This is a genomic window from Lysinibacillus sp. F12, from assembly GCF_057773605.1.
The window spans coordinates 780,070-796,695 of sequence record NZ_JBYMLP010000002.1; the positions used below are offsets into that span (position 1 = coordinate 780,070).

Annotated in this window: 19 protein-coding genes and 2 other annotated features; of the genes, 5 read left to right on the forward strand and 14 right to left on the reverse strand. The window is 36.7% G+C overall.

From position 1 onward, the window contains the following. Positions 1-4 precede the first annotated feature (4 nt). On the reverse strand, positions 5-1,078 hold the full coding sequence (gene comGB / locus AC3CH7_RS10915) for a competence type IV pilus assembly protein ComGB (RefSeq protein ID WP_012295160.1): 1,074 nt from the start codon (positions 1,076-1,078) through the stop codon (positions 5-7). Then, positions 1,053-2,072, reverse strand: a complete 1,020-nt coding sequence (comGA, locus tag AC3CH7_RS10920) for a competence type IV pilus ATPase ComGA (RefSeq protein WP_012295161.1) — start codon at positions 2,070-2,072, stop codon at positions 1,053-1,055. Before comGA ends, comGB begins: the two co-directional genes overlap by 26 nt. Positions 2,073-2,399: 327 nt before the next feature. Here comGA and AC3CH7_RS10925 point away from each other — a divergent pair, with 327 nt between their 5' ends. Beyond that, positions 2,400-3,110, forward strand: coding sequence for a helix-turn-helix transcriptional regulator (locus tag AC3CH7_RS10925; RefSeq protein ID WP_012295162.1), 711 nt, complete (start codon positions 2,400-2,402; stop codon positions 3,108-3,110). A 117-nt stretch (positions 3,111-3,227) separates the two neighbouring features. Then, entirely contained in the window at positions 3,228-3,470 is a 243-nt protein-coding gene (locus AC3CH7_RS10930) for a DUF2626 family protein (protein ID WP_004231035.1), read from the forward strand. A gap of 59 nt (positions 3,471-3,529) precedes the next feature. Here AC3CH7_RS10930 and AC3CH7_RS10935 read toward each other — a convergent pair whose 3' ends face one another. Beyond that, entirely contained in the window at positions 3,530-4,174 is a 645-nt protein-coding gene (locus AC3CH7_RS10935; protein ID WP_012295163.1) for an MBL fold metallo-hydrolase, read from the reverse strand. A 168-nt stretch (positions 4,175-4,342) separates the two neighbouring features. Here AC3CH7_RS10935 and AC3CH7_RS10940 point away from each other — a divergent pair, with 168 nt between their 5' ends. Continuing rightward, the gene (locus AC3CH7_RS10940) at positions 4,343-4,522 is read left to right on the forward strand and encodes a DUF2759 domain-containing protein (protein WP_031416957.1); all 180 of its coding nucleotides are present in this window, start codon (positions 4,343-4,345) and stop codon (positions 4,520-4,522) included. A 67-nt stretch (positions 4,523-4,589) separates the two neighbouring features. Here AC3CH7_RS10940 and tyrS read toward each other — a convergent pair whose 3' ends face one another. The 5 genes from tyrS to rpmG all read right to left on the reverse strand — a co-directional run bounded on the left by tyrS (position 4,590) and on the right by rpmG (position 9,507). Further along, positions 4,590-5,804, reverse strand: coding sequence for a tyrosine--tRNA ligase (gene tyrS, locus AC3CH7_RS10945; RefSeq protein WP_012295165.1), 1,215 nt, complete (start codon positions 5,802-5,804; stop codon positions 4,590-4,592). A 126-nt stretch (positions 5,805-5,930) separates the two neighbouring features. Further along, positions 5,931-6,171, reverse strand: a binding site (T-box leader). A 129-nt stretch (positions 6,172-6,300) separates the two neighbouring features. Further along, on the reverse strand, positions 6,301-8,196 hold the full coding sequence (locus tag AC3CH7_RS10950) for an LTA synthase family protein (RefSeq protein WP_036162118.1): 1,896 nt from the start codon (positions 8,194-8,196) through the stop codon (positions 6,301-6,303). Between the two features lie 279 nt (positions 8,197-8,475). Then, positions 8,476-8,685, reverse strand: a complete 210-nt coding sequence (locus tag AC3CH7_RS10955) for a YqgQ family protein (RefSeq protein WP_036162123.1) — start codon at positions 8,683-8,685, stop codon at positions 8,476-8,478. Next, the gene (locus AC3CH7_RS10960) at positions 8,678-9,271 is read right to left on the reverse strand and encodes a 5-formyltetrahydrofolate cyclo-ligase (protein ID WP_012295168.1); all 594 of its coding nucleotides are present in this window, start codon (positions 9,269-9,271) and stop codon (positions 8,678-8,680) included. The genes AC3CH7_RS10955 and AC3CH7_RS10960 overlap by 8 nt, the downstream gene beginning before the upstream one ends. Before the next feature lie 86 nt (positions 9,272-9,357). Continuing rightward, positions 9,358-9,507, reverse strand: coding sequence for a 50S ribosomal protein L33 (gene rpmG, locus AC3CH7_RS10965; RefSeq protein WP_008408521.1), 150 nt, complete (start codon positions 9,505-9,507; stop codon positions 9,358-9,360). A 150-nt stretch (positions 9,508-9,657) separates the two neighbouring features. Here rpmG and AC3CH7_RS10970 point away from each other — a divergent pair, with 150 nt between their 5' ends. Further along, positions 9,658-10,116, forward strand: a complete 459-nt coding sequence (locus AC3CH7_RS10970) for a hypothetical protein (protein ID WP_012295169.1) — start codon at positions 9,658-9,660, stop codon at positions 10,114-10,116. A gap of 3 nt (positions 10,117-10,119) precedes the next feature. Continuing rightward, positions 10,120-10,605 (forward strand): hypothetical protein, encoded by a 486-nt coding sequence (locus AC3CH7_RS10975; RefSeq protein WP_036162126.1) that lies wholly within the window; start codon positions 10,120-10,122, stop codon positions 10,603-10,605. A gap of 48 nt (positions 10,606-10,653) precedes the next feature. On the opposite strand, the gene AC3CH7_RS10980 is transcribed toward AC3CH7_RS10975, so the two are convergent. The 6 genes from AC3CH7_RS10980 to pstB form a co-directional block, all read right to left on the reverse strand. Continuing rightward, entirely contained in the window at positions 10,654-11,226 is a 573-nt protein-coding gene (locus AC3CH7_RS10980) for an anthranilate synthase component II (RefSeq protein WP_012295171.1), read from the reverse strand. Then, a complete protein-coding gene (gene trpE / locus AC3CH7_RS10985) occupies positions 11,223-12,608 on the reverse strand; it encodes an anthranilate synthase component I (RefSeq protein WP_488381745.1) in 1,386 nt (461 codons plus the stop codon). Before trpE ends, AC3CH7_RS10980 begins: the two co-directional genes overlap by 4 nt. Positions 12,609-12,675: 67 nt before the next feature. Beyond that, positions 12,676-12,884: a binding site (T-box leader), on the reverse strand. A 39-nt stretch (positions 12,885-12,923) separates the two neighbouring features. Next, the gene (locus AC3CH7_RS10990; protein ID WP_031416966.1) at positions 12,924-13,994 is read right to left on the reverse strand and encodes a mechanosensitive ion channel family protein; all 1,071 of its coding nucleotides are present in this window, start codon (positions 13,992-13,994) and stop codon (positions 12,924-12,926) included. A 74-nt stretch (positions 13,995-14,068) separates the two neighbouring features. After that, entirely contained in the window at positions 14,069-14,941 is an 873-nt protein-coding gene (locus tag AC3CH7_RS10995; RefSeq protein ID WP_031416967.1) for a vWA domain-containing protein, read from the reverse strand. Between the two features lie 174 nt (positions 14,942-15,115). After that, positions 15,116-15,775 (reverse strand): phosphate signaling complex protein PhoU, encoded by a 660-nt coding sequence (phoU, locus tag AC3CH7_RS11000; RefSeq protein ID WP_012295176.1) that lies wholly within the window; start codon positions 15,773-15,775, stop codon positions 15,116-15,118. Positions 15,776-15,788: 13 nt separating this feature from the next. Further along, on the reverse strand, positions 15,789-16,622 hold the full coding sequence (gene pstB, locus AC3CH7_RS11005) for a phosphate ABC transporter ATP-binding protein PstB (RefSeq protein ID WP_012295177.1): 834 nt from the start codon (positions 16,620-16,622) through the stop codon (positions 15,789-15,791). Positions 16,623-16,626 lie beyond the last annotated feature (4 nt).

Consider the following 16,626-nt stretch of genomic DNA (forward strand, 5'->3'; position numbering starts at 1 on the left):
CCTCCTAAACTAAATCAATCATCTGATAAATTGGTAATAGTAAACTAACATAAGCGGCTAGAATACATATAGCAATAACAATAAAAAAGCTTGGTTGAATGAAGGCTAGTAACTTATGCAATAGAAGCTCCTGCTTTTCCATTAGTAATTCGCTATACAAAGTAAGTTCCTTCCCTAAATAACCACTTTGTTCTCCATGCTCTACAAAAGTAGCAAAATCCCTGTGAAAAATAGACACAATCTGTACTGCTTGCGTCAATGATTCTCCAAAGATTACCCTTTCTTTAATTTGCCGCGACAAATACTGTAGAAAAGGCTGAAAGGATTGTTCCTCTAGAATTTGAAGACTAGCCTGCAATGAAAAACCACTCTGTAGTAAACTCCCTAAATAAGCAGCAAATTGTCTTGTCCACGACAATCGAATATAGAATTGATAAAGCGGGATTTTTAATCGTATTGATAGTTGTAGAGGAATGGGTTGGCGCTTAAGAAAGAAATGTACTATTAATAAGCTGACTATCACAATCGAAGATGTTAGCATCACGTAATCGGGGACATGCAGTAATATTTTAGATAGAGCCAAGCTTGACTTCTCACCTTCAATCGAACGGCTTGACACCATTTTTTCAATATTAGGCAAGAAAATTGTTCGGAATATAAAAAATAGTATCAATAAAAATGAAATTAGCATGACAGGATAGATAAGCAATTTGATTAGCTTTTTCTTTGTCTGCTCACTGACAATCATTTGCTTTGCCACACCTTTTAATACATCAAGCATACGCCCGTTGTTTTCTGCCACTTTAATCGCTACTAGATGATGTTTAGCAAGGTGTAATGTTTCCAATATGCTTGTTACCCCCTCCCCTTGTCTTAGTTTTTCATTAATTTGTTGCTGAATAATTTCATGATCTTCTATATGATGAGGTAATAGCATCGACATAGCCTGTGGAAATAAATAGCCCTCCTGCATTAATACAGATAAACGTTGAATAAATCTTGCTTGCTCCTTTACACGCCACTTGGTAGCTCTGTTGTAATATAATTGGAATTTACCGATATATGTTTGTAGCAGCATAATGGCTCTCCACTAATTCTTTTTGTCCCTTTAATGTTAATTCGTGGGGTAGTCGAAAATTCCCCTTATTTTGAATAGCGGTTATGGCCTGATTGAGATGAACATCCGATAAAATCTCGTACAACGCACGACGTTCGTCCTGTAAATCTGAAGACTGAAACAGAACTTGGGCAACAATACCGATGACAGTTTGCCTAATCTCATCTATTGATACCCCTAAGTCCATTAAACGGTAAAGACAGCTAAGAGAATCCTTCGCATGAATGGTTGAAACGACTAAATGCCCTGTCAAGCTTGCCTCGATTGCAACTTTTGCTGTTTCTTTATCACGAATTTCTCCAATCATGATTACATCAGGTGAATGCCTTAATATAGCTTTTAATCCCGAAGCGTATGTAACGCCTGCTCGTTCATTCACTTGAATTTGAAGTAAATTTGCTTGGTTATTTTCTACTGGGTCTTCCAAGGAAATTGCATGCCTATTTAATTCTGTAGAACAGTAATGTATTAAGGAATAGAGAGAAGTGGACTTACCAGAGCCTGTCGCCCCTGTAAAAAACAAAAGGCCTTGTCGATTTTGCACAAGTTCCATTAATTTGTAAGCTGAGCTTTTAAAAAAAGATAAGGAAGTTAGTGGAAAAGAATGATTTTGGAGAAGCAAGCGGATAATGAGGCTTTCTTTTAAAAATACGGAAGGCAGTGTAGATACTCGAAAAGCATATGGCTGTTGTTCCATCGCCTTTTGGAAGGAGCCGCTTTGGGGCTTACGACGCTCACTTATATCTAATTGTGCAAGAAACTTATAATAGGATATCATCCGTTCCGTAAGATCGTTGGGAAGTTCACCTGCGTGAAGCAGCTTATCATATTTACGAAAATAGACCTGATAATTCACGTTGCCTGGCACCAATAATAAATCGGTTGCCCCAAAATGATAGGCTTTTAGTAAAAGTTGCTCACATTTTTGTTCAACGACTATTTCAAAATTCTGCATATATGCACCCCTTTTCTAGTTCATTCGAATATGACCGCACTATTCGTTATTTCCTAGTATAAATAGGATCTTCCTACGAGAAAAGCCCTTTTCTGAAAATAAAAATTTGTTATAAAATTTCCCATCATTCATGTTTTTTGCTATAGAAATGTGGATAAAGTGCAATTTCCCACTAAAAAAGAAGATACATACATGAAAAAATTAATATTTATGTCGAAATGAACTGTATCTTTTTCAATAATGGAATATAATAGAATGAACATGATTATTTTCCTAACACTTGGTAGACGAACATAATTTTATAAAAAAACTAATGAGGTGAAGCATATGATCCATCCATTGAAAATTACCAGCACTTTAGCTGATGAAACAAGATACTCTATTTATGAGTACATATTGCAAGAGAAAAAAACAGTGACCGTCCAACATATTGCTGATCAGTTTAGCATCCATCCAAATGTCGCTCGACTTCATTTAACAAAGCTTTCAGAAATTAATATTATTTCCGCAGACTATGTGAAAACAGGTAAGGGTGGAAGACCTGGCCGTGTGTATAAGGCTTCAGAGAAAGGTGTATCATTATCATTTCCTAGACGTGATGAAGACCGTTTACTGAAATGGACGATTCAATTAGTGGAAGAGCTTGGACCATCTGTCTTAGAAAAATGTCAGGAAATTAGCTATCAAGATGGTTATCAGCAAATGAAACAAAATATGAACGCTGAATTGACCATCAATAATTCCCTTTCCTTCGACGAGAAGCTTCAACTATTAACTGACAATGCCGCATTAATTGGCTATGTTCCACAAATTCAACAAACAGAACATGGCAAAAAGGTGATATTCTCCATTTTCAATTGTCCATTCCAAGAGCAACTTACAACTTATTCGGAGATAGTCTGCTCCTTACATGAATCCTATTTAAAAGGGCAGTTAGATGCGTTATTTTCAAACAATGAATTTGTACAAATTGAGAGTATGATACATAATTGTGATTTATGTAAATATGAAATAAACGTGACAGAAATCGAAAGCTAGTTAAAAAATCCATTTGTTTGTCACAAAGACGCATAAGTTCCAGTTTACAGACACCTTTCATATCATTTATAATGAGTAAGAGATTATTGTGTCGTGGGCAAAAGGAGGGGAAATTTCATGGATAATATGTATAAAGTTATGGCATTCTGGACAGGTATTTTTGCCGTTATGTTCTACCTTGGTGGTATGAACGAGGTATCGCTATTATTCTTAGGTAATACAGGTTTATTCTTATTATTAGGCTTCTTAAACCTTTCAGAACGTATGTACATGTACATTTTCGGAGCATATTTAACTGTATTCTTCGCTGGCTTCACGTACTATACAACATTCATTCACGTACCTGGTGGCGGTCATTAATACAACTAAAAAAGCGTATCTCATTTACGAGATACGCTTTTTTTATGGGCATTGGTATTTTAAAACCCATTTAAAAACGGATTAGTTTCCATTTCTGCACTGACAGTTGTATAATTCCCATGACCAGGATAAATGATTGTATCCTCAGGTAGTGTTAATAATTTGTCATGAATAGATGCTAATAATATTTTGGTGGACCCACCAATTAAATCCGTCCGTCCTACGCCCTGTTCAAATAATGTGTCTCCCACAATCGCAAAGCCGTCTTTTTCAAATACATAAGAAATGCTACCAGGTGAATGTCCTGGTGTAAATACTGCTTGAAAAACAAAATTGCTTATTTCGAATTGTTGCTCTTTTTTAATGATAGTGTCTTGAGCAGGTGCAGCTACCCTATAATCTGGTAATGCAGCATATTTACTAGAGCCGTTCTTTTCTGGATCTCCTAGCCAGCTGACCTCTTTTTCATGAATCCATACAGGTATATTAAATGCTTCCCGAACCGCATCCACCGCACCAATATGGTCAAAATGTGCATGTGTTAAGAAAATGGCTAGCGGCTTTAGGCCATTGCTACGGATTGTTTTAAGAAGACGCTCCGCTTCTTCACCTGGATCAAAAACGATACATTCTTTGTCTTTATTCGATACGATATAGCAATTCGTTTGGACTGGACCAAGAGAAAAACTTCGTACGTTCATCATAGATATCACCTCATTTTTCTATTATACAGGCTTTGCCACAATTTGACGATAAATGTTCATAGTTTGCGCTATATTAGTTCTCGACAAAAACAGGTAGAACGTTTACAATTAAGGAGGAATATTGTTTACGACATTCATTTTCTGATGTCGAAAGGAGTGTCTATTTTAATGAACTTATTAATGGTTATTTTTGGTCTAGTAGCGATTTTAGCTGTAGTTGGTACATTCCAAGCAATTAAAGAAAAGAACCTTTTAAGCGTTGTTTTCAACTTATTAAGTGCTGTCGTGTTTGGATGGTTTGTCATCATGACAATCGTTCATAGCGGTTACCCACCAAAATTACACTAAAATTTAGACAGAAAAAAGAGCAGTCTCGATTTGAGATTGCTCTTTTTTTCTTGAATATTATCTGATTTTACTTATTTAATTTTAGAAATCTCTTCTTACCAATTTGTAGGACATCCTCATTCATTAATACGCGAGATAGATCGTCCGCAGCCATTTTTTCTCCATTCAAGGAAACCCCATTTTGCTTAATGAGCCTTAAAAAATCACTTTTGCTCTGAATAAAATGGATAGAAATTAATTGCGGAATGATATCCTCTATTCGTTCTTTATCAATTTCAAGTAGCAATGTAGGAATGTTAGTTGGAATAACCTTCTTTTGAAAAGCAGCTTCAAAATAGGATTTTGCATCCATCGTAGCAGCGTGACCGTGATACAAGGCTGTCACTATTTCTGCTAAGTGTAGTTTTAAGTCACGAGGGTTCTCCCCCATTCGAAGTCTTTCTTGAATGGCCTGCACTTGAAGTGGATGCTCATCTGTTGCTAATTCAAAATATTTGATAATGAGCGAATCTGGTATTTCCATTATTTTTTTAAACATAACTTCGGGTGCTTCATGGATACCAATATAATTCCCCAAGCTTTTACTCATTTTTTCCACACCATCTAACCCTTCAAGTAATGGCATAAAAATAGCAATTTGTTTTTCTAGCCCACGATGCCTTTGCAAGGTGCGTCCCATGAGAATATTGAACGTTTGATCGGTTCCCCCTAATTCAATGTCAGCTTTTAATTCTACAGAATCATACGCCTGCATGAGGGGGTAAAAAAATTCATGCATACCAATTGGTATTTGCTGATGGTAACGCTTTTGGAAGTCTTCACGCTCTAAAATACGGGCAACAGAGGTAGTGGCTGCCAGCTGGATAACTTCTTCAAAATTTAATTTTGCTAACCATTCACTATTGAATCGGATAGTCGTTTTTTCTTCATCTAACACTTTAAAAATTTGCTCACAATATGTTTTGGCATTTTCCCCCACCAATTCATCACTTAATGCCACACGTCCCTTAGATTTTCCTGTAGGATCACCAATACGGCCGGTAAAATCGCCAATGACAATGACAGCATGATGCCCTAAATCTTGCAGCTGTTTTATTTTTCGTAACACAACTGCGTGGCCCAAATGAATATCTGGTGCGGATGGATCGAGCCCTAACTTAATTGTTAAGGGTTTTTTCTCTTGAAATGAGCGCTCTAATTTTTGTAGTAGCTCGAGTTCATCAACAATTTTGTTAGCACCCTTTTTTATAATGGCTAACTGCTCCTTTGGTGTTAAAAACATACAAAACATCTCCTTGTAATATTAAAAATTAATATTGCAAGATCTATAAGAGTTTCTAAAAGGACTGCTGTCGCCCTAATGTCATAATAGGACGTCCAGATGCAAAAAACGCCCTTAGGATTAAATCCTAAGGACGTTAATGAACGTGGTACCACCTTTTTTCGAGAGCTACTCAAATAGCACTCCTCCATTAGTACAGCCGAGGCGATACTATTGCAATGATTACGGATGCAAACCCGTCGTAGCCTACTAGAATTTCGGTACGCAGCTCCAAGATGTATTCACTTTAATATCCCTTGCGCCTCTCAGCTACCGGCTACTCTCTGTCAGTTCTATTAAAGTTACTTGTTCTTTTCCATGCCTTTGACTCTTATACTCCGAAATGTGAAAAACAAATCTTCGTTATGCAGATATTTACACTAATTATAATCACTTCAACAAATTTGTCAATTGTGTAAAGTAAAAAGAGAGATCTCATAACGAGATCTCCCTTTGTTTACTTAACGGATTCTTGTTTTAAATTACCTGTCTTCTCATCATAGAATCGAAGAAGGTCTCCATTGATAATGGCGTCGGAATTTTCTAGCTCCATTGTTGCACGATCAGCGTATGGCTGACATGGCTCAACTTCTATTTCTTCGCCAGTTGATTTATCATAGCAAGCTTCTCCCGCATACACATATTTATCTGTGATAAAGCGTCCATCACGGAACACTACGAAGTTTTCATGCTCTGGAGAGAATAAATCTGCACCCATTTGCATATCTTTTGACGTTTCAATGCCTAGTAGGTGTAAAATCGTTGGACGTAAATCCATTTGCCCAGCTATTTCAGTCATTTCTTTCCCATCGTCAGATCCTGGGATATGGATGAATAAAGGTACTTCCTGTAGTAATGCATTATCAAATGGTGTAATTTGATCTTTTCCTAAATATTGTGCCATTGCTTTATTATGGTTTTCTGAAATACCGTAGTGGTCACCATACATGACGATAATTGAATTATCATAAACACCTTGATCTTTCAATTGTTGGAAGAAATCTTTTAAAGCTTCATCCATATAGCGTACCGTTTGGAAGTAGCGATTTAATGTCCCTGAGTTCGAATCATACTCAGGAATCATAATATCTTCCGGATCCAATGTAAATGGATAGTGGTTCGTTAACGTAATAAGTCTTGAGTAGAATGGTTGCGGCATATCTTTCATTAACGCTGCAGATTGCTCTAAGAATGGCGTATCCTTCATTCCCCAGTTCACAGCTTGCCCTTCTTCTACCGTATAAGAATCTATATCGTAGAACTTATTGATTTTTAAAGATTGATACATGATGTCACGGTTCCAGAATGATTTATTATTAGGGTGCATGACATTAGTAAAGTAACCATTTTCCCCAAGGCGCTCTGCCATTGAGTTATACGTATTTCCACCGTGTGTGAAGAATACTGCTCCACGTCCTAAACCAAACAATGAATTTTCTACAATAAACTCAGAGTCAGATGTTTTTCCTAGACCTGTTTGGTGGTAGAAGTTACTGAAATAATACGTATCTTTATCTTTTGTTAAAGAGTTTAAAAATGGCGTAACTTCATGTCCATTCATATCATTGTTAATAACAAAGTTTTGTAAAGACTCCATAGACACAACAATTAAGTTGCGACCTTTATACTTCCCAAACATTTCTGGGTTAACTGCTGCCTGATTAGAGCGAACATAGTTGTTTACTTCAACTAATTCACTACCGTCCGCTAGCGCACGTTGGGCAGATGATTTTGTTTGAATATAAATATCATACAGATGGTAATTGTACGTACCAATATTTTTTACAAGTAATTCGCGGTCAAAACTACGTGTTAATAATTGTGGACGCTCTGTTTCAGCTAAACCTAAGTTTAAGAATGACATAGCGATTGCCAGCACAAAAAATGCACGACGGAATTCCACATTTACTTTAAACGAATTTTTCATTTTTGGTATAAATTTATTTGCTAAGATTAAAATAAGTACATCAACAAAATACAATACATCCCAAGGCTCTACAATGGCTGCTACTGAAGTTCCTAAGTCACTAAAGTTACTTGTTTGGAATAATACCGGTAGTGTTATAAAGTCATTATAAAAACGATAGAACGCTACATTTCCGTAAAGGACTATTGATAAAATAATGCTGACTGTAATTAAATAACGATTTCTAGCTTTTGCTGATTTAAAGAAAAGTGCTAAACCATACGTAAATAGCAAGAAACTTAATGGGTTAATAAACAAAATAAATTGTTGCATTGCATTTTCAATTTTCATCTCAAAGCTCGTGTGGTAAACAATGACCGTTTTGATCCAAGTTGCTATAATTGCTAGTATCATAAATGAATGTTTAGGCCACTTTATTGATCTCATTCCTAACATCCTCCCTACTTCCTTACAAAAAAATAATAATTTTTTACATTTTGTTACTGAAACAAAATATATCTTAATCCTTTTTTTACAGATAATCAACACATATCTTTTAGAAATTTTACTCTCCTTGCTCGTATATGCACCAGATATCTATATATACGTTTTACATTGTAAAAAGTTTCGTAAAAACATAAAAACAGCGGAAACCCACTGTTTTTAAGAATATTACATACATGTTACATTAATTTTACAATACCCCATTACATTATATTTCAAACATTACTTTTTATTCTCTTCCATACGAAGTCTTGTCGTTTCTTGTCGAATTAGTAATAATGCCATTTGGTAATCTTTTATGTCTAGTACATTCGCTTTATAGAGCTCTTTTATTTCATCCTCCATTAACATCAAATCGCCAATAGGGTCCCTTGTATAAATATAAGTACCATAGGTTTTCAAGAGTTCATAAATATCTAACATTTTATCCATTTTCGCTCGCTCCTCGATGTGCTAGACAGTCAATGCGTTCTGTCGGTGTCACAATGATGTCTACAGGGCAATCATGTTCTTCCATAGGAACACGATTAACGATCTGCTCGTCAAAAAGTAATGACATCAATTTACCCTTTTTATAGTTTAATACATAGCGATCATAATAACCACCGCCATATCCTATTCGATAGCCTAATCGATCAAAAACAACTCCTGGTACCAAGATAATATCCATCTCATTTGCGTCAACTAACTCACATCGTTCGGGAATAGGCTCACGCAAATGCATATATACTGTTTCAAGCTGAGCAAACGATTCAATGGCGTAAAATGTCATTTCTCTTGTTTTGGGGTGGCACTTTGGCACAGCGACCTTTTTCCCAAGCTGCCAAAGTTCTTCAATTAAAAGAATTGTGTCGACTTCTGGCTGATTTGAAATGGTAATGCCGATCGTATTTGCTTCTATTATATATGGTTCCTGTAGCACCCTTTGCACTACAGCTTTAGATTGTCTGCGATAAACTTCTTCATTTATCATCGCAAGTGTTTCTCGTACCTTGTTTCGTAATGTTGTTTTATCCATGCAGGCTACCTCCTATATAGTAAAACCTCAATCATTCATAAAATGTAGAAAGCCAAAACCACTTGTGGTTTTGGCTTAATGAGCAATTACTTAGTTTCACGGTGAAGAGTGTATTTCTTCTCGCGAGAGCAATATTTTTTAAGTTCAAGACGCTCTGGATTGTTACGCTTGTTCTTTTTAGAAATGTAGTTACGTTCGCCGCAATCTGTGCAAGCTAAAGTAATGTTTACGCGCATCATTAACCCTCCCACTCTATATCAAGAATTTAAATTTGAGCATGATTTATACGACTAACCTATTATAACACAAACTGAAAAAAAATCTACCTTCATTTCATATTAAGTTTGCATATGGTAAAATATCTTATAATTACATACTACAACGAGGTGAAACTATTGGATTTATCCATCATACTAATGATTTTTGGGATTCTTTTGATGATAGTATCGTTCTTTTTCAAAAATAGCTCGAAAAAAGTCGAGAAAGATGTCGAAGAATTATCTATCTCCATTTTCCAAGAAACGAATAATTTAAAGCGCCGTTTAAAAATTGTAGAGGAAGAGCTACTATTAGAGCCAGAGTTTCAAGTAAAATCAAACTCAACACCTAAACCTAATCCTAGCGTCCAAAGTCCTAAAGTACAACAAGTCATGCAAGCCGTCCAACAAGCGGCACAAGCTTCAAAAGTTGCGCCTAATCCATCACAAGTAAAGCCGATTCATCAAATAATTGTAAGTCAGGTGCTCGAATTGAATAAACAAGGACTTTCAGTAGGCGATATTAGTATCCGCTCAAATTTAACAGAAGAACAAGTTCGTCAAGTGATTGCAAATGGGGGGCGTTAATGTATGAATACGTCTTCCATTCGCTCATTTGGCCTAGCCATTTTTCTAGTCGGTGCCTTACTTGCTCTTGCAAGTCGATTTGATGTGAACATTGGACTACCTGAAAAAGATTCTTCCAACCAACAGCAAGTTGAAGAGCTACAAAATAAGCTTCATCAGGCCAATCAAGAAATTGCTACGCTGAAAAAACAAGTCAAACAAGTACATACTACTGAAGAAACTACTACTGCTGTTTCTTCAGAACCATCTGTTAAAGAAGATACAAATGCGGATGGTACAACAATGACATTGCAAATATATAGTGGAATTACACCATATATTGTCGCCCAAAAGCTTGAAGACGGTGGTATTATTTCTAATAGCGTTGAAATGGAGTTACTACTCGCAAACGCAAAATATGCACGAAGCTTACAAATTGGATCCTATGAAGTAAATTCCTCCATGTCTTTAGAGGAAATTGCGAAATTAATTACAGGTAAAAAACAATAAAGAAAAGCTGTCGCTAGATCCAAATTAGGAGGCGACAGCTTTTTTTATTTAAGCAATACTTTCAAAGAAGGCTTGCATCATTCTACTTCCCTCTTTTGTACCGATAGATTCAGGATGAAATTGCAAACCGTAAAGAGGATATTTTTTGTGTTGTATAGCCATAATCTCCTCGTCATCACCTGCTGTTGCGATAATGTGAAAATCACTGTGTAATGAAGGTTCTTCAATAACGAGAGAGTGGTAGCGCATTACTTGAATATCTCCATCTAATTGTGCAAACAAACCCGTTTGTTCATATTGTAGATGTGACAGCTTGCCATGCATGATGGTTTGAGCCTGCACGATGTTTGCTCCAAATGCGTACCCAATGGATTGATGTCCAAGACAAATCCCTAATATAGGAAATTTTCGATATAGCTCCTTAATAACATTAACTGTAATACCTGCTTCCGCTGGTGTTCCTGGTCCGGGAGATAAAACAATAGCTTCCGGTGACATTTTTTGAATTTCTTCTATTGTAATAGCATCATTCCTCACAACTTTAACGTTTTTCCCAAGCATGCTTATTTGTTGAAATAGATTGTAGGTAAAGGAATCATAATTATCAATTAATAAAATCATTTTTTTACCTCCAATAGTGCTCGAGCTTTATTCAGCGTTTCCTCATATTCAGATAATGGAACAGAGTCGTGAACAATACCTGCACCTGCCTGTACATGAGCTTTCCCATCTTTAATAATCATGGTACGAATAGCAAGGGCTAAATCCATATCACCTGTCGTAGATATATACCCAACAGCTCCTGCATAGACGCCACGCTTTACAGGCTCTAATTCATTTATAAGCTGCATCGCACGAATCTTTGGTGCTCCTGACACTGTGCCCGCAGGTAAACAAGCACGAAGGACATCCAAAACTTGGAGGTCTTCACGTAGGTCTGCTAATACCTCAGATACAATATGCATGACATATTTATAGCGTTCAATATGCATGAATTTCATCAGCCTTACAGACCCCACCTTTGCAATGCGACCAAGATCATTGCGACCTAAATCCACGAGCATACGATGTTCTGCCACTTCTTTTTCATCCTCCAATAGCGCATTGGCAATGGCTTCATCCTGCTCCTTTGTCACACCACGCGGCTTGGTACCAGCGATTGGATTTGTCGTCACCTGCCGATTTTTAACTTTTACAAGGCTTTCTGGAGATGTTCCTAAAATAATATAGGACCCATAATCCATGTAGAACATATATGGAGAGGGATTGGAGGTCCGTAATTGGCGGTATAGCGCAAAAGGTGAGCCTGTAAACGAGGCTGAGAACCGTTGTGATAGCACTATTTGGAAAATATCCCCTTTCAAAATATGTTGCTTCGCACGCTCCACTAAAGCGACAAATTGCTCCTTCGAAATCATTGGCTTAAAATCAAGACTATCTACTTTGAGGGCAGCAAAAGCTGTCCCCTTGTATAGCTGCTGCTCCATCTTTGAAATAGATGCTTTCATCTCTTCGAAGGAACGCCCTTCTCTAAATAAATCTATTGAAGCCAATGTAATTTTCTGTGTCATATGATCAAAAACAATAAATGTGTCATAGAAAAAAACATGGACATCAGGCATGGCTAATTCATCCTGTAAATATTCACCGATTTTTTCTGTATAAAAAGCTGTTTCATATCCAAAGAAACCGATAGCGCCTCCAAAAAAATTGAATGGATACGTTTCTTCATGGAACGGCATCACTCGCTTTAAATAATCGAGTACATTCCCATTCGATTTTTCCTTTTCCAGTCCTTTAATAAAGGTATACCCCTCTTTATTTCCTTTTAATTCAGCCACTGGATCAACTGCAATAAAGGAGTAACGTCCACTTTCCTCATGCTTGGCTGACGATTCGAACAGCATTTTATGCTGCCCCTTCAATGATTGATAGACAGAGATAGGGGTCATCATATCACCCTGTAATACTTTCATGGCATACTTTCTCATCTCAACTGTCATTCTCTTCTCTCCTTCTCTAAGCTCTGCTCTTCTACACCAAAATCCATATAAAAAGGCCTTTCCATCACAAAAGGACGGAAAAGCCGTGGTGCCACCTTCATTGGTCAATAAAAAGACCCTCTCTAAGCCTTATAACGTAGGCATACGCTAATCCATACTAGTAGTTCAGAATTAGAGCTCCGAAGTCCATTCACTATTTATTTGTACTAGTTTCCACCAACCACTAGCTCTCTATGACAAATACTAATAGCTACTACTCTTCATCAACGCTGATTACTAGGTTATATTGTAATGCAAACTATCTTACAATTCAATTTATTTTTTCTTTCTCGGTCCTTCATCGTCCTCTGGGGCTGCTAAAGTAATTGATAGCTCCTCCACAATTTGGCGAATGGCAAAGAAAATTTCCTGGCGTACCTCTAGCATGACTGCTGTATCGTTCGTAGCAACGAAGAAGCGAATAAGCACACGATACCTGTCATAATGAAATTCATCAATATAAACATGGATCATGTCTTTCTCTGTGTTAGCATGTAAATAAATTTCCTTATGAATAGCTGTTAAGGCACTGCGTATTGTGTCTTCTTCATTTGTAGCAGCTACATATAAATATTGCTCACATTTACGCTTCTCTCGTCTCGATAAGTTGTAAATGGGACGATTAACCAAATAAGAGTTTGGCACATAGACAAGGCCTTTGTCTCCTGTTTGAATTAAGGTACTGCGAAGATTAATATCTTCAATCGTCCCTTCGATTTTTTGATCTTCGGTCGCAATCCAATCGCCAATTTGAAATGGATTATCAAGTGCCACGGACATACCACCAAACACATGGGCTAACGTATCTCGAATTCCAAAAGCAATCGCTACTCCCGTTAAACCAATCCCTGTTAAAAAGCCATTCAGATTAAAGTTCCAAAATGATGCGATGGTAAACATGGCAAAAATCATAATGAGTACTTTACCAATTCGTAGGAAAAAAGGTAATAGTACATTTTGGTCCTCTTCGCTAGTTAATTGAAGTGGCTGCTTTGTATAGAAATTTAAAACGTCATATACGCCCTTAAAAGCAAAAAACACCATAATAGACAATACAAAATTTTTCGTTGATTTATGCGTAAATAAAGGAACTTCTATTAAATAAGATAAGCTAAGCACAATGACTGCTGTCATAAATGCATAGCCAATGGCTTTACTAAATTGTGCAAGCACATTGGCTTGGAAATTTCGGTGGCGATTTCTTAAAAAGATGACCAGGCGATTAATGATCTTTTTTATGATAAATCGTTGAATCAGCCAACCAACTATACAAATAATAATCGCTACTAAGACATCCATCCAAGTTGGGACTGTAAATTTAGGTATAATCCAATGTAATGAATCCATGTATATCTCCTTTTAGTACCTATGTATCTCCAATAAAAAGGAGCTGACCTTCCGTAAAGGTTAGCCCCTTTCTGTTATTGTATGGCATCATCCGCAAAGAAAGCCTTATTGGCAAACCAAAATTGTTGTTCATTAAAATTATCTTCATGCATTGCAATGACCGAAAATTCAGCAAGGTATTTTCGTTTCATTTCCTCCAGCATTACTTTGGCTTGCTTACTGACGAGATGCTGTCCATCTATAGGAGTGCCCTCTGTAAATATAATGACTTCTGCTTCGGTGACTAGTTGATTTTCATGCAATATTGATCTGACAAACTGTAGAACAGGCAAAAGCTCAGCTTCTCCTTTAGCTTTATATTCAATAAAGCTCTTAAAATCAGCTAAATTTAAATGACCATTTTCAAAGCGATAGTGAACATTGATTTGCCGGTCATATGGGATGATATATAAATCGCGATTTTCGCGATGGGCATTCATAAATAACGGTAAAATCATGCTTTTACATAGCTCTGAATAAGCTTCCATCCCTGTCGTCTGCTCTAAACAAATAATTATGGGCCCAGGATCCTGTTTGTAGTCGTGAAAGGGTATATAAAACACATTGCCATTTTTTGTTGTTTGCTGTTTGAGCTTTTGACGTCTTAGCTCTGACCATTTCCGTTCGTAATACAAACGCTGCTCCTTGCCATTAGCCAGTCTCTCAGCCTTTTCGATAGCGGGAATATTTTCACGAACCTCATGCAGAATGTCTGCTAATTCTAATGCAAATGCTGCCATTTTTCGTAATGGTTCACTCTTTAAAAAATAGTCAATAAAATAATGTTGTTCCCTGCTGCTTAATTCCTCAAGATGTAAGTTTTCATAGAGAAAACGTAAATAATTACGTTGTTCTAGTGACATATCTTGATTAAACTTTTCTATGAGTGATTCTATCGCGTCTTTCACGAAGCAGCACCTCCTAAGCACCACGTTTTTTTGGATATTGTCTATAGTATAACCAAAAAATTTTTTTGACAATACAAAACGCTCGCTATATAGACGCCACATAAAAACACAATGTTGCTGCTTCTCATTATTTTTTTCAAATGAAAAGAAGAGCTAGCAAATAGCTCTTCTTCTTTAATTATTTAATTCATAATGCTTGCCTTTCACTAAGTAAAAAAGATGCTCCGCAATATTAGTAGCATGATCTGCAGAGCGCTCTAAATATCGGCAAATAAATGTTAGATGGGTAATTTGAGAAATATGTGCGGGGTCTTCCACGCCTGCACGCAGCAAAAGTGTAACCGTAGCTCCGTATAAATCATCCACATAATCATCTAATTCAGCGATTTCTTTAGCACGAACAGTATCTTCCTCTGTAAAGGCCTTCATAATGCTCTCTAGCATTTCTACAGTTTTATTGCACATTGTTTGTAGATTTGTCATAGGGAACACAATCGGTTCTTTTCCAATTCGAATTGCTTCTTTAGCGATATTCACAGCATAATCGCCCACTCTTTCCATATCTGCTGCTGCTTTCACAAGGACCATGAGACGACGTAAATCAGTAGCTACAGGTTGTTGCTTAGCAATCATAAGAATCACATGATCATTTATTTCTTCTTCTAGCCGATTTATGATTAAATCGTCCTCAAGTATTTTCAATGCTTTTTCTAAATCCTGTTCGACTAATGCCTCAAAAGCTGTTTTTAATGCAAAAATGCTGCTATTGGCAAGTGCAATAAATTGCCCCTGAACTTCTTTTAACTCCTGTTCAAAACGCTCACGTACTACCATTGATTGCTCCTCCTTAGCCGAAACGTCCTGAGATATAATCTTCCGTACGTTGATCGGATGGTGTTTGGAAGATGATATCTGTTTTATCGTATTCTACCACTTCTCCACTCAGGAAGAACGCTGTTCGATCAGAGATACGTGCAGCTTGCTGCATATTATGCGTCACAATGATAATAGAATAGTCTTTTTTCAACTCTTGCACAAGCTCTTCCACTTTTAATGTAGAAATTGGGTCTAATGCAGATGTTGGCTCATCCATTAAAATGACATCCGGTTCAATCGCTAGGCATCTTGCAATACAAATACGCTGCTGCTGACCACCAGATAATCCATAGGCATTTTGATTTAAACGATCTTTGACCTCATCCCAAATAGCTGCTCCTCTTAGAGACTTCTCAACGATTTCATCTAAAATCTTTTTATTTTTAATGCCATGAATTCTTGGTCCATACGCGATATTATCATAAATAGATTTTGGGAACGGGTTTGGCTTTTGGAACACCATTCCTACGCGTGTTCTTAATTCCTCTACCGTATAGTTTTTATTTAAAATATTACGCTCACGGTATAAAATTTCACCAGATGTACGAACGCTAGGAACAAGCTCTACCATTCTGTTTAATGTTTTTAAATACGTAGATTTACCACAGCCAGAAGGACCGATAATCGCCGTTACTTCATTTTCATAAATACTTAAATTAATATCCTTTAGGCCTTGATGATCACCGTACCATAAATTCAAGTTACGTGTATCATAAACAATATTTTTCGCTATATCAGCGGAAGATTTCGTCGTCGCTTGATTCAATTTGACAATTGTTTTTTCCTCTTTTAAATCTAGTACCATAAGG